Annotated in this window: 11 protein-coding genes; 10 read left to right on the forward strand and 1 reads right to left on the reverse strand. The window is 60.8% G+C overall.

Annotated features, from left to right (window positions below; translation table 11 throughout):
- Positions 1 to 100 precede the first annotated feature (100 nt).
- From ETW24_RS05510 to ETW24_RS05535, 6 genes are all read left to right on the forward strand, one after another.
- A complete protein-coding gene (locus ETW24_RS05510) occupies positions 101 to 775 on the forward strand; it encodes a DUF1028 domain-containing protein (RefSeq protein ID WP_129370105.1) in 675 nt (224 codons plus the stop codon).
- A gap of 14 nt (positions 776 to 789) precedes the next feature.
- Positions 790 to 2,286: an aldehyde dehydrogenase gene (locus ETW24_RS05515; protein ID WP_129370106.1), complete on the forward strand. Its 1,497-nt coding sequence runs from the start codon at positions 790 to 792 to the stop codon at positions 2,284 to 2,286.
- Positions 2,287 to 2,319: 33 nt separating this feature from the next.
- Positions 2,320 to 3,264, forward strand: a complete 945-nt coding sequence (locus ETW24_RS05520) for a LysR substrate-binding domain-containing protein (protein WP_129370107.1) — start codon at positions 2,320 to 2,322, stop codon at positions 3,262 to 3,264.
- 91 nt (positions 3,265 to 3,355) lie between these two features.
- Positions 3,356 to 5,425 (forward strand): oxidoreductase, encoded by a 2,070-nt coding sequence (locus tag ETW24_RS05525; RefSeq protein ID WP_129370108.1) that lies wholly within the window; start codon positions 3,356 to 3,358, stop codon positions 5,423 to 5,425.
- A 2-nt stretch (positions 5,426 to 5,427) separates the two neighbouring features.
- Entirely contained in the window at positions 5,428 to 6,567 is a 1,140-nt protein-coding gene (gene argE, locus ETW24_RS05530; RefSeq protein ID WP_129370109.1) for an acetylornithine deacetylase, read from the forward strand.
- An 81-nt stretch (positions 6,568 to 6,648) separates the two neighbouring features.
- Positions 6,649 to 6,903: a CBU_0592 family membrane protein gene (locus ETW24_RS05535; protein ID WP_129370110.1), complete on the forward strand. Its 255-nt coding sequence runs from the start codon at positions 6,649 to 6,651 to the stop codon at positions 6,901 to 6,903.
- Between the two features lie 10 nt (positions 6,904 to 6,913).
- Here ETW24_RS05535 and ETW24_RS05540 read toward each other — a convergent pair whose 3' ends face one another.
- A complete protein-coding gene (locus tag ETW24_RS05540) occupies positions 6,914 to 8,302 on the reverse strand; it encodes an aspartate ammonia-lyase (RefSeq protein WP_129370111.1) in 1,389 nt (462 codons plus the stop codon).
- Between the two features lie 252 nt (positions 8,303 to 8,554).
- On the opposite strand from ETW24_RS05540, the gene ETW24_RS05545 reads away from it, so the two are divergent.
- From ETW24_RS05545 to ETW24_RS05560, 4 genes are read left to right on the forward strand one after another with little or no spacing between them, the layout of a single operon-like run.
- Complete coding sequence (locus ETW24_RS05545; protein WP_129370112.1) at positions 8,555 to 9,685, forward strand: ABC transporter ATP-binding protein; 1,131 nt, start codon at positions 8,555 to 8,557, stop codon at positions 9,683 to 9,685.
- Positions 9,685 to 10,614 carry an ABC transporter permease gene (locus ETW24_RS05550; RefSeq protein WP_129370113.1) on the forward strand — a complete coding sequence of 310 codons (930 nt, stop codon included), beginning with the start codon at positions 9,685 to 9,687 and terminating at the stop codon, positions 10,612 to 10,614. Before ETW24_RS05545 ends, ETW24_RS05550 begins: the two co-directional genes overlap by 1 nt.
- A 3-nt stretch (positions 10,615 to 10,617) precedes the next feature.
- Positions 10,618 to 11,427, forward strand: a complete 810-nt coding sequence (locus ETW24_RS05555; protein ID WP_129370114.1) for an ABC transporter permease — start codon at positions 10,618 to 10,620, stop codon at positions 11,425 to 11,427.
- A 20-nt stretch (positions 11,428 to 11,447) separates the two neighbouring features.
- Positions 11,448 to 12,485, forward strand: a complete 1,038-nt coding sequence (locus ETW24_RS05560; RefSeq protein ID WP_129370115.1) for an extracellular solute-binding protein — start codon at positions 11,448 to 11,450, stop codon at positions 12,483 to 12,485.
- Positions 12,486 to 13,218 lie beyond the last annotated feature (733 nt).

The following is a 13,218-nucleotide window of genomic DNA, read 5'->3' on the forward strand; positions in this document are numbered from 1 at the left end:
CGGAAGCGAGAAGGCTGCCTGCCCCCTCGCACTCCCCCGGGGATATTTACAGCCAGATGAAGGGCGGATCCGATTTGGCGGCACTTAAGGAGACAAGGCAATGACATTTTCGCTTGTGGCGCGCTGCGTAGAGACCGGCATGTTCGGGATTGCCATATCGTCCTCGTCGCCCGCGGTTGCGGCGCGCTGTTCCTTTGCCCGTGCGGGTGTCGGCGCGGTGGCCAGCCAGAATGTGACCGATCCCAGCCTCGGCCCGCTGGCATTGGACCTGATGGAGCAGGGGCTGACGGCTGCAGAGGCTGTCGAGCAAATTCGCAAGCAGGGCAAGTTCATCGAATACCGCCAAGTGCTGGCGGTGGACAAGGCCGGCGGCACCGCGATCCATTCCGGGCCGAACAGTCTTGGCATCTGGACCCAGGCCGAAGGGCTTGATGTGGTCTCGGGCGGCAACCTCTTGGCCAATGACGGGGTGTGCCAAGCCATCGTGGACGGGTTTTCGGCATCATCAGGACATCTTGGCGATCGGCTGATTGCCGCAATGCGGGCCGGGCTGGCGGCTGGCGGCGAGGCCGGACCGGTGCATTCGGCAGGCATGAAGATCGTCGACAAGGTGAGCTGGCCGGTTGCGGACCTGCGCTGCGATTGGACCGGGGACTGCCCGATCGAAAACATCGCCGCCGCCTGGGAGATCTACAAGCCGCAGCTGGACGCCTACGTTCAGCGCGCACTCGACCCGCGCGAGGCGCCGTCTTACGGCGTGCCGGGCGACGAATAATCAGGAGAGAGACTATGCTGGACTATACATCGGACGAGTGGAAATCCCGTGCGGCGGCCCTCTCTTTCCGCAGTCAGGCCTTCATTGACGGCAAGTTCACGGATGCGGTTTCGGGCAAAACCTTTGCCTGCGTGAACCCGGCAACCGGTGAGGTGCTGGCGCAGGTATCCGAATGTGATGAAGAGGACGTGAACCGAGCCGTGGCGGCGGGCCGCAGGGCGTTCGCGGACGGGCGCTGGTCGCGGATGGCGCCGGGGGATCGCAAGGCGGTGATGCTGAAGCTGGCGGACCTGATCCGGGAAAACCTGGAAGAGATGGCGCTGCTGGACAGTCTGGATATGGGTAAGCTGGTGACGGATGCCGCCACCATCGACGCCCCCGGATCTGCGCATTTCTTCCAGTGGTACGCTGAGGCCATCGACAAGGTCTATGATGAGGTGGCGCCGACCGGACCGGGTGATCTGGCGCTGGTCAGCCGCGTGCCGTTAGGTGTGGTAGGCGCAGTGACACCCTGGAACTTCCCGCTGGACATGGCGACCTGGAAGGCGGCAGCGGCGCTGGCAGTGGGTAATTCCATGGTGCTGAAACCGGCGGAACAGTCGCCGCTGTCTGCCGTGCGGCTGGCCGAGCTGGCGGCAGAGGCCGGAGTGCCGGACGGGGTCTTCAACGTGGTGCCGGGCTATGGTGCCACTGCGGGTAAGGCGCTGGGGCTGCATATGGATGTGGATTGCCTCGCCTTCACTGGCTCCACCGCAATCGGCAAGATGTTCATGCAGTACTCGGGGCAGTCGAACCTGAAACAGGTCTGGCCGGAGACCGGCGGCAAGTCTCCTAACCTGGTGTTTGCGGATTGCGAGGATCTGGAGGCGGCTGCCGACATGGCTGCCTTTGGCATCTTCTTCAATCAGGGTGAGGTCTGTTCGGCCAACTCGCGGCTCTATGTGGAGCGTTCGATCAAGGATGCCTTTGTCGAGAAGCTGATTGCCCGCGCCGAGGCGACCCAGCCGGGGGATCCGCTGGATCCGGCCTCGAAGATGGGCGCCATCGTGGATGAGAAGCAAACCGAGGGCATCATGCGCTTTGTCGAAGCAGGCAAGTCTTCGGCCAATCTGGTGGCTGGTGGTGAGCGCGTGACGGTCGGTGGCAAGGGCTGTTTTGTGCAGCCGACGATCTTTGATGATGTCAGCCACGACAACCCGCTGGCGCGGGATGAAATTTTTGGCCCGGTGCTGTCGGTCATTCCGTTTGATAGCGAGGAGGAGGCCGTCGCCATGGCCAATGACTCGATCTACGGGCTGGCGGCTTCGGTCTGGACGGACAACCTCAGCCGCGCCTGCCGGGTGTCGGACAAGCTGCAAGTGGGGACGGTCTCGGTCAACACGGTGGACGCACTTTCGGCGCAGACACCCTTTGGCGGTATGAAACAGTCAGGCTTCGGGCGCGATCTGTCGCTGCACAGCCTGGAAAAATATACCGCGCTGAAAACCACTTGGATCAAATACCGGACTTGATAAGCTTGGGCTGGCACAGGCATAGTCGCAGACATGCCTTTGCGTTTCACCCTGCGTCAGCTTGAGTATTTCGTCGCCGTCGGCGAGGCCGGGTCAATTGCCCTGGCTTCGGAGAAGGTGAACGTGTCCTCGCCTTCGATATCATCGGCGGTGTCGCAGCTGGAAAATGAGTTCGGCCTGCAGCTGTTCGTGCGCAAGCACGCGCAGGGCCTGTCGCTGACTCAGGCCGGCCATCAATTCATGGATCAGGCGCGTGCGGTTCTCTATGAGGCGGGCGCGCTCAGCCGTCTGGCGGACAATATCTCGGGCTTTGTGCAGGGGCCCTTGTCAGTCGGCTGCCTGCTGACTTTCGCCCAACTGATCGTGCCGGGGCTGCGCCGCCAGTTTGAGGCGCTATATCCGGCGGTTACTATCAGCCAATTGGAGCGCGATCAGGCCGGGCTGATTGGGCTGATCCGGCAGGCACGGATCGACGTGGCGCTGACCTATGACCTGAACATCCCGGCGGACCTGACATTCAACGCGCTGGCGGAGCTGCCGCCCTACGCGTTGTTGAGCGAAGATCACCCGCTGGCAGACCGCGAGAGCGTCACTGTCGAAGACCTGGCCGCGCATCCGATGGTGCTGCTGGATCTGCCGCTGAGCGCCGAATACTTTCTTTCCATCTTCGAAGATGCAGGTGCCGCTCCGCAGATTTCCGAGCGCACCCGCGACATGGCGGTAATGCGCGGATTGGTGGCGAACGGCTTTGGCTATTCCATTGCCAATATCCGCCCGGTGACAGACATGGCACCAGACGGGCGCAAGCTGCAGTTCGTGCCAATCGAAGGCAAGCTGCGGCCGATGCGGATGGGCCTGCTGACGGCTGAAGGGGCCGAGAACGTGCTGACCGTCAAAACCTTCATCAGCTACTGCCAGGAACGGATCACAGACGGCACTGTGCCAGGCATCCGTATCGGGGATGGCGGCGGCGCTTAGGCGGCGGCTAAGCAATGCTTCCGTAAGCGCAACTTTCGCCTTTGGCACAGTCCTGTACCCTTTTGGCAGCTCTGCACGAAGGAGATGGAAATTGCGCGATCCCCGCTATGATATTCTGTTCGAGCCGATGAAGATCGGCCCGCTCACCGCCAAGAACCGCTTTTACCAGGTGCCGCACTGCAACGGCGGCGGCTACCGCGACCCCTCTGCCGCGGCAGCCATGCGGGGCATCAAGGCCGAAGGCGGCTGGGGCGTGATCTTCACCGAACAATGCGAGATGCATCACACCTCTGAAATCACCCCCTTCATCGAATTGCGCCTGTGGGAGGACAAGGACATCCCGCAGCTCAGGAAGATGTCGGAGCGGATGAAGACCCATGGCGCTCTGGCCGGCATCCAGCTGGCCTATTCCGGGATCAACGGCCCGAACCTCTATTCCAAGGAGGTGCCGCTGGCGCCCTCTGCACTGCCGATCCGCACCTTCACCAACGACCCGGTGCAGGCCCGCGCGCTGGACAAGCAGGACATCAAGGATCTGCGCCGCTGGTTCGTGAATGCGGCGAAACGGTCGAAAGAGGCAGGCTTTGACCTGATCTGCCTTTACGGCGCGCATGGCTTCGGCATCTTCCAGCATTTCCTGAGCCGGGCGACCAATCAGCGTTCGGATGAATACGGCGGCTCACTGGAGAACCGCGCGCGTTTCAGCCAGGAAGTCATTGCCGATATGCGTGATGCGGTGGGCGATACCATGGCGATCACCCTGCGGGTCAGCTTGGATGAAACCATTGGCAAGCTGGGCTTCTCCAACGCCGAGGTGCGCGACTACATCGAGATGAACAAGGACCTGCCGGACCTCTGGGATTTGGCGCAAGGTACATGGGAAGATTGCTCCGGACCCAGCCGCTTCAAGGAAGAAGCCGCGCAGGAACAACTGGTGCGCGGCATTCATGAACTGACGGACAAGCCCATTGTCGGTGTCGGCCGCTTCACCAGCCCCGATGTGATGGCCAAGATGGTGAAATCCGGCACCCTCGATTTCATCGGCTGCGCGCGCCCCTCGATTGCCGACCCCTTCCTGCCGAAGAAGATCGAGGAAGGCCGGATCGAGGACATCCGCGAATGCATCGGCTGCAACATTTGCATCACCGGCGACATGACCATGTCGATCAGCCGCTGCACCCAGAACCCGACCTTCATGGAGGAATGGCGCAAGGGCTGGCATCCGGAGAAGATGAACACCAAGGGCGACAGTTCCAACGTGCTGATTGTGGGCTCGGGCCCGGCCGGGCTTGAAGCCGCCTGGGCGCTGTGCCGCCGCGGCTATGACGTGGCGGTGGCCGAAGCAAAGGACGTAATCGGCGGTCGCGTGACCCGCGAGCGCACACTGCCGGGCCTCAATGCCTGGGGCCGTGTCGTGGATTACCGCGACTACCAGCTGAGCCAGCGTCCGAATGTGGAGATCTACCGCGAAAGCCCGCTGGATGCGGACAGCATCCTGGAGTTCGGCTTTGAGAACATCTGTATCGCCACCGGCTCCACCTGGCGCCGTGACGGCGTTTCCCGCCAGCATGTGGTGCCGATGCCGATCGCCGAAGGTGCCAAGGTCTATACCCCCGACGACCTGATGGACGGCACCATCCCCGAAGGCCGCGTGGTGGTCTATGACGACGACCACTACTACATGGGCGGCGTTCTGGCCGAACTGCTGGCCTCCAAGGGGGCGCAGGTGACGCTGGTCACGCCCTCAGCCTTTGTCAGCGACTGGACCAACAACACGTTGGAGCAGGTGGCGATCCATCCGCGTCTGGTCGAGGCCGGGGTGGAGATTGTGCTGAACCGCGGGGTGACGGAAATCCACGCGGGCCATGTGGTCAGCAACTGCACCTACACGGACCGCACCTGGAACATCGAGGCGGATGCCGTGGTGATGGTCGCCTCGCGCACCGGCAACGACAGCCTCTATGAGGATCTGCGTGCCCGCGAGCCGGAGTGGGCGGATGCAGGCATCAAGTCGGTCAAGATCATCGGCGACGCCAGCGCGCCGGGGCCGATTGCCTGGGCGACCTACGCGGGCCACCGCTATGCCCGCGAACTGGATGGTGCGGATATCGGCGACGCGCTGCCCTTCCGCCGCGAGATCACCGAGCTGGCCGTGGACTGACGATGACAGCAACGCTGGACATACTGGAGCGGCTGACCGGGTTCGACACGGTCAGCCGCAACTCCAATCTGGAGCTTGCCGCCTATGCGGAGGGCTTCCTGGTTGAGCGCGGTTTCGCAGTGGTGCAGCTGCCGTCGCCGGATGGCTCCAAGACCGGGCTGTATGCCGAGATAGGCCCGGCTGGGCAGGGGGTTCTGCTGTCTGCCCATACCGATGTGGTGCCGGTGGACGGGCAAGATTGGACCCGCGACCCGTTCCGGCTGACCCGGGAGGGAGGCCGCGTCTATGGCCGCGGCACCACCGACATGAAGGGCTATGTCGCCAGTGCGTTGGCGCTGGCGGACCGGGCGGCGAAGGCGGATCTGAAAGAACCGCTGAAGATCGCGCTGTCCTATGACGAGGAAATCGGCTGCGTCGGCATTCAGGAGATGCTGGAGCGTCTGGCACCGCTGATCGGCCAGCCCCGCGCCTGCTTCGTGGGGGAGCCGACGGAGATGGACGTCGCCATCGGCCACAAGGGCAAGGCCGCCCTGCGCGCTGTATGCCATGGCCAAAGCGGCCACTCAGCGCTGGCCCCCAATTTCACCAACGCTTTGCACCTCGCCGTGGATTTCCTGGCGGAGCTGCGGGCGCTGCAGGATGATTTCGCCGCCAAAGGCGCCCGGGATGCGGCCTATGCAGTGCCGTATTCCACCGTGCATGTCGGCAAAATGAGCGGCGGCACCGCGCTCAACATCGTGCCGGACTGCGCTGAGCTGACCTTTGAATACCGCCATCTGGCAGCCGACCGCAGTGCGGACATTCTAGCCCGCATTCAGGCAGCTGCCGAACGGGTCAGTAACAACTATCCGGCTGAGGCGCGTATCGAGGTGGAGCAGTACAACGCCTATCCCGGTCTGGACGTGCCTGCGGACAGCCCTGTCGTCCCCTATGCTCAGAAGCTCGCCCAAAGCAATACCACTACCAAAGTCGCCTTTGGCACCGAGGCCGGGTTCTTTGACCAGCTGGGCGTGCCAACCGTGGTCTGCGGCCCAGGCTCGATGGAGGGGCAGGGGCACAAGCCCGACGAATACCTGGAGCTGAGCCAGCTTGCCGCCTGCGACGCGATGATGGACCGCATCCTGGACGATCTGACTGGTTGAGGAAAACGTCATGGCATTATCCGCCTATCTGCAATCCTTGGCGCGCCGGTCCTATCTGGCAGCTACACGCGGCCTGACAGAATGATCGAGGAACTGGCCTGGTTTGACGCCGTCGGGCTGATCGGATCGGCGATCATTGTTGCGGCCTATTACATGGCTACGCGGGGTTTGCTGCCGGCCGACAAGATCCCGTTCAACGCGGCGAATATCGCCGGCGGATCTCTGGAGATGATCTCACTGATCTACCGCCCTAACCCAGGTGCCATTGTGATTGAGGTGATGTTCCTGCTGATCGCCATACTTGCGATCCTGCGGAACCTGCGGGCCAGAGCTTAGGGTCAGGACCCTAATGCTCCGGCCCGTTCAGCATGGCAGCGGGTAAAAGGATTTCATCAATGCTGTCCCCAGGCAGGCTGCCCTGCTCTTCCAGTACCGCACGAATGCTGCGGCCGGAGGCTAGTGCGTCCTTGGCCATTCTGGCAGCGGCGTCGTAGCCCAGATGCGGAGCCAGAGCGGTGGCCAGCACCTGGCTATTGTCCAGCAGGGCGGCGCAGCGGTCCTCGTTGGCGGTGATCCCCGAAACGCATTTCACGGTCAGCACGTCAACTGCGTTTCTCAGTATACGTATGGATTCTAGCAGGTTATAGGCCACCACCGGTTCCATCGCATTCAACTGCAGCTGGCCTGCTTCGGCTGCCATTGTGATGGTCAGGTCATTACCGATCACCTGGAAGCAGACTTGATTGACAACCTCGGGGATCACCGGATTGACCTTGCCTGGCATGATCGACGATCCCGCCTGCACCGCGGGAAGAGTGATCTCGCCAAAACCCGCACGCGGACCGGAGGACAACAGCCGCAGGTCGTTGCAGATTTTCGAAAGCTTTACCGCCACCCGCTTCAGGATACCCGAGTAGGCAACAAAGGCGCCGAGGTCAGAGGATGCCTCGATCAGATTGCCTGCCTGTTTCAGGTCAAAACCGGACAGAACTGACAGATATTGCAGCGCCAGCGGCGCATAGCCAGGTTCAGCATTCACACCGGTGCCGCCAAGGTTCACTTCGGTCAAGAGCCCGCTGATGTCGCGCAGCCGGTCGATGTCTTCGCCTACCGTGACGGCGAAGGAGGCAAACTCCATTCCCAGAGACATCGGCACCGCGTCCTGCAATTGGGTGCGCCCCACCTTGGCGATGCCGTCAAAAGCCGAAGCACGGTCCTCAAAGGCTTGCTGCAGCCTGTGCAATTCCTCGCACAGCGGCGCGGTGCTGGCGAGAACTGCAAGCCGGATTGCTGTCGGATAGACGTCATTGGTGGACTGGCCATGGTTCACGTCGTCATTGGGGTGCAGATGCGTGTAATCACCGGGCTGACGCCCCATCCAAAGCAGCGCGAGATTAGCTATAACTTCATTTGCGTTCATGTTGGTGGAGGTGCCGGCCCCGCCCTGGATCATGTCGACGCTGAAGTGTTCTTGATGCTGTCCCTGCAGGATCTCCGAACATACCGCAGTAATCGCATCTGCCTTGGCGGCACACAGGCCGCCAGTCTCAGCATTGGCGCGGGCCGCTGCAGATTTCACCATGGCCAGCGCTTGTACCAGAGCCGGAAAGTGCGAAAGCGGCACGCCGGTAATCGGAAAGTTTTGCCGGGCGCGTTCCGTCTGGATGCCGTGCAGGCAGTCTGCCGGCAGATCAATCTGCCCGATGGAGTCCTGTTCAGCTCGTGTCTTGTGCATTGTCTTCTGTCCTGTCCTGTCCTGTCCTGTCCTGTCCTGTCCTGTCGCAGGGAGCGTTTCCCAAGGCCATAGACAGACCCGCAACCACACCAAAGATGCACTTTCCGTTGCAAGGCTTAGGGGCAGGCAAAGCAGAAGAAGCATCTCCTTTTGAGCAAGGTAAGTTCATGCTTTTGCGAGGATTTTGAAGGTTAGGCAAAGACTAACATTTGCTGAGGGAGTCAATTCTTAAAGCAGGCCCCCGACCTTCCTATGCTGGATCAAACGACACGCGGCAGAGGGGAGGCGCAAGTGCCCGGAAACAAGACAGATGCGATTGATGTGCGTAACGCAGTCAAACGCTATGGGGATTTCACCGCTCTCAAGCGGATTTCTCTCACCATCAAGGACAACGAGTTTTTTACCCTGCTGGGCCCCTCCGGCTGCGGCAAGACCACCCTGCTGAGGATGATCGCCGGCTTCGAGGATGTGACCGAGGGTGAGATCCTGCTTTATGGCGACGAAATCGAAAAGCTGCCGCCGCATCAGCGGCCGGTGAACACCGTGTTCCAGAACTATGCGCTGTTCCCGCATATGACGATCCTGGACAACGTGGCCTTTGGCCTGGAGATGCGCGGCAAATCCAAAGCCGACGCCCGCAAACGTGCGGGTGAGATGCTGGAGCTGGTCCAGCTGTCGCAATTCGCTGCACGCAAACCGTCTCAGCTCTCAGGCGGCCAGCAGCAGCGTGTGGCGCTGGCGCGTGCGCTGGCGCCACAACCGAAAGTCCTGCTGCTGGATGAGCCGCTGTCGGCACTCGACCTGAAGCTCAGGAAGGCCATGCAGCTGGAGCTGAAACACCTGCAGCGGGAGACCGGGATCACCTTCATCTTCGTGACCCACGATCAGGAGGAAGCGCTCACCATGTCCGACCGCATCGCGGTGATGTCGGCGGGTGAGCTGCAGCAGCTGGGCACGCCGACCGAGATATATGAACAGCCGCGCAATATGTTCGTGGCAGACTTCATCGGCGAAACCAACCTGTTGGAGGTCTCCGTCGATCAGGTGATGAACGGCCGCGCGACTTGCCACCTGGGCGGCGGTCACGCGCTGACCTGCAATTCGGTGGACGGTATCGGCGCGGGCGCCAAGGTGCATATGTCGGTGCGGCCCGAGCGGCTGTTCATGTCCGACGCGCCGGTGGAGGCCGAGAGCCTCAAGGGCCGGGTGGCCGAGAACATCTTTGTCGGCACCGACATCAGCACGCTGGTCGATCTGGCCGAGGGGCCGCAATTCATCGTGCGCACCTCCAATTCCGACCGCGGCAACAAGCGGATCTTCGAGCCGGGCAGCGAGATTTTCGTCAACATGGAGCTGGGGGCCGGGCGCCTCCTGATGGACTGATGGCAGCAGGCGCAGCAAGCGGCGGCTCAGCCCGCGCAGACACGTATAAGGACGCCCGCGGCTGGCTGCTGCTGCCGTCCTGGGCGGTGCTCGGAATCTTTGTGCTGGGTCCCGTCTGCATGATGCTGATCTATTCCTTCCTGACCAAGGAATTCCGCGGCGGGGTGATCTGGGAGTTCTCCCTGGCGGCCTATGACCAGTTCTTCTTTGACCGCGGGCTGTTCGGGGATGAACCGCCCAGCATCGAATGGACCTATATCACCATCTTCTGGCGCTCGATCTGGCAGGCCGGGGCGGCGACGCTGCTGAGCCTTCTGATCGGATTCCCCACCGCCTATTTCATCGCCACACGGCCCGAAAACGTGCGCCCCGTCTGGGTGTTCCTGATCACCATTCCCTATTGGGTGAACCTGCTGATCCGTACCGTCAGCATGAAGTTCCTGCTGCGCGACCAGGGTCCGCTCAATGACTTCCTGATCGGCACCGGGCTGATCGACAGCCCCATCCACATCGTCAACACAAACTTTGCGGTGCAGCTGGGCCTGTTCTATTCCTATCTGCCGTTCATGGTGCTGCCGGTCTATGCGGCGGTGGAGCGCTACAACTTCTCGCTCAGCGAGGCGGCGGCGGATCTCTATGCCAGCAAATGGACCACCCTGCGCCGGATCGTGCTGCCTGCGGTGAAACCGGGCGTGGTGGCGGGCTGCATCCTGGTGTTTGTGCCCTCGATGGGCTCCTTCCTGGCACCTGATCTGCTGGGCGGTGCCAAGAACTTCATGATCGGGTCGCTGATCGAAGAGCAGTTCAAGGGCAATGCTGGCAACTGGCCGTTCGGCGCTGCCGCGTCGATGATCCTGCTGACCATAGTGCTGATCATCCTGATATTCTCCGCCCGCCAGCAGGCCAAAACAGACAAGACCGGGGGCTGAGCCATGGCGCATGTGAATGAAAATATCAAATCCTACAAGGGTTTCCGCTCCATCACACTCCTGTGCCTGGCGGTCCTTTATGCGCCGCTGGTGATCGTCACCATCTACAGCTTCAACGCCTCCCAATCGATCACCAACTGGGAAGGGATCTCCTTGCGCTGGTACGCCGATGTCTTCACCGGGCCGGAAAGCGAGAAGTTCAAGGTTGCGGCCTTCAACAGTTTCACCATCGCAATCATCGCTGCCACTGCCAGCACAACAATTGCGACCCTGGCGGCGACTGCGATGGTCCGCGGCGGCAACTTCAAGCTGCGCACGGTGTCTTTCGGGCTGATTTCACTGCCTTTGATGGTGCCGGAGATCGTGACAGCGGTTGCCACGCTGATCTTCTTCAACGCGATCGGCTTCACCCGCGGCTACATGACCATTCTGGTCGCCCATATCGCTTTCTGCATTCCCTTTGCCTATCTGCCGATCTCGGCCCGGATGCAGGGGATCGAGGACAGCTTTGAACAGGCGGCGATGGACCTTTATGCGACCAAGCGGCAGGCCTTCACCAAGATCCTGATGCCGCTGATGGCACCGGGCATCGTCTCCGGCTTCCTCTTGGCCTTCATCGTCTCGCTCGACGACTTCATTATCACCAACTTCGTCAAGGGCGCGGGTGTCGAGACCCTGCCAACCGCGATCTTCGGCTCGGTCAAGCAGGGCATCAAACCCAACATCATGGCGATCTCGACCATGCTGCTGAGCGTCTCAATCGTAATGGTCACCATCAGCTACTTCGTCAGCAAATCCGACAATACAAAATGATCCAACTTGGAGGGAAACACATGAAAAACCTGCTGAAAACCAGCGCCGCAGCTCTTGCTCTGAGTGTTGCAGCCAACGCCGCCGCCGCCGAGGGCAAACTGGTCCTCTATCATTGGTTCGAATACATGCCGCAGGAGGTGCTCGACAAGTTCACCGCCGAGACCGGCATCGAGGTGACAATGGACACCTACGATTCCAATGAATCCATGCTGGCGACGCTGAAGGCCGGCGGCATGGGCACCTATGACTTGGCAGTGCCGGGCGACTACATGGTCAGCATCATGGCGGGCGAGGGCCTTTTGGACACCATTGCCGATGGCGAACTGGCAAACAAAGGCAACATCGTGCCGGAATGGGCCGACCCCAGCTTTGACCCGGGCCGCGCTTCCTCGATCCCCTACCAGTGGGGCTCCACCTCCTTTGCGGTGAACCGCGACGCCTACAGCGGCGACATCCAGACCACTGCCATTCTATTTGAGCCCCCGGCAGAGCTGTCGGGCAAGATCAACATGCTGGACAGCCAGGGGGAGGTGATGGCGATGGCCTCGCTGCATCTGGGCATTCCGCAATGCTCCACCGACCGCGAGCAGCTGAAAGCGCTGAATACCATGCTGCAGGACGCCAAGCAGCATTGGGCATCCTTCAACTCGGATACTGCCAAGGAAGTGCTGGTGTCAGGGGATGCGGCTGTCGGGCAGATCTACGATGGTTTTGCCGCCAAGGCGCGTGAGGAAGGCGCCAATGTGGAATACGCCTATCCGACCCAGGGCTATGTTGCCTGGATGGACAATGTGGTGCTGCTGAAGGATGCGCCCAACAGGGATAATGCGCTGAAGTTCATGGACTTCTTGCTGGAACCTGAAAACATCGCAGCAGTCACCAACTACGCGCAATACAATGCCGGGGTGACCGGCGTCGCGGAGCACCTTGATCCGGCACTGGCTGCCCAGCCGGAAAAGAACCCTCATGCTGATGCGGGCGATGGGGTTTTCATCGAGGTCTGCAATCAGGAGACACAGGCTGTCTATGACCAGATTTGGACCAACCTTAAGAAGTAAGAACCTTACCTGATTTCCCCACAGGGCAAGCTGTCCCGGGCATCAATTGCCCGGGCATTTATTTTGGTTGCGAAACTCTGACCGGGGCCGCCAATGACAAAAATTTTTGGCAAGCGTTGCGAGCTTAAATAAACTTACTCAGCGCTGAAAAGGCGAGTGAAACAAGGAATACAGATCAGAGACCCATAGCAGCCATTGGCGCAGACGCAGCGAATAGGGGCGGTTTTTTTGTGCCCAGATACCAAAACCTCATTGAATTTTCTTGGTTAAGACGGACTGGACTTGCCGGAGAACGGCCTGCAGGTGTCGGAAGGCGGATTTACGTTTGTCGCATGCGAGGCTAAGTTGTTGAAATTAAACAACCCAGAACGCGGCCAAGACGTAGTTCTGCTGTCGGACGTCAGTGACTGTGGCGTTCCACGTGACATGACCTAAACGTTTCAATAGGTCATTTTAGGCTGGTGATATGAGAAAACGGCCTCGGATTTCTTCCGGGGCCGTTGGCAAGTCTGACAAGGACAGACGAATGAGATGGCGCTGGGCTGAAGACATTATCAGGCTTTGATGCGAGGGGCGGAAGGACGAAGCCGCTATTGCGGCAATGGCGTTTGTGGCTGGCGTTACGAGCCGACCCTTATGGCGCATATTTTGTGATCTTGCTGACCTGTTCGACGATTGGGGTTTCTCAATCTGATGACAGGAGGTTCCAATGACAGAGGAGAAGAGGAGCCCG

The organism is Leisingera sp. NJS204 (assembly GCF_004123675.1).
Lineage (GTDB): Bacteria > Pseudomonadota > Alphaproteobacteria > Rhodobacterales > Rhodobacteraceae > Leisingera.

Bases quoted from the DNA above. Each gene is read 5' to 3' on its own strand.
- ETW24_RS05510 (WP_129370105.1), top strand. From the start codon at position 101: ATGACATTTTCGCTTGTGGCGCGCTGCGTAGAGACCGGCATGTTCGGG.
- ETW24_RS05515 (WP_129370106.1), top strand. From the start codon at position 790: ATGCTGGACTATACATCGGACGAGTGGAAATCCCGTGCGGCGGCCCTC.
- ETW24_RS05520 (WP_129370107.1), top strand. From the start codon at position 2,320: ATGCCTTTGCGTTTCACCCTGCGTCAGCTTGAGTATTTCGTCGCCGTC.
- argE (WP_129370109.1), top strand. From the start codon at position 5,428: ATGACAGCAACGCTGGACATACTGGAGCGGCTGACCGGGTTCGACACG.
- ETW24_RS05535 (WP_129370110.1), top strand. From the start codon at position 6,649: ATGATCGAGGAACTGGCCTGGTTTGACGCCGTCGGGCTGATCGGATCG.
- ETW24_RS05540 (WP_129370111.1), bottom strand. From the start codon at position 8,302: ATGCACAAGACACGAGCTGAACAGGACTCCATCGGGCAGATTGATCTG.
- ETW24_RS05545 (WP_129370112.1), top strand. From the start codon at position 8,555: ATGCTGGATCAAACGACACGCGGCAGAGGGGAGGCGCAAGTGCCCGGA.
- ETW24_RS05550 (WP_129370113.1), top strand. From the start codon at position 9,685: ATGGCAGCAGGCGCAGCAAGCGGCGGCTCAGCCCGCGCAGACACGTAT.
- ETW24_RS05555 (WP_129370114.1), top strand. From the start codon at position 10,618: ATGGCGCATGTGAATGAAAATATCAAATCCTACAAGGGTTTCCGCTCC.
- ETW24_RS05560 (WP_129370115.1), top strand. From the start codon at position 11,448: ATGAAAAACCTGCTGAAAACCAGCGCCGCAGCTCTTGCTCTGAGTGTT.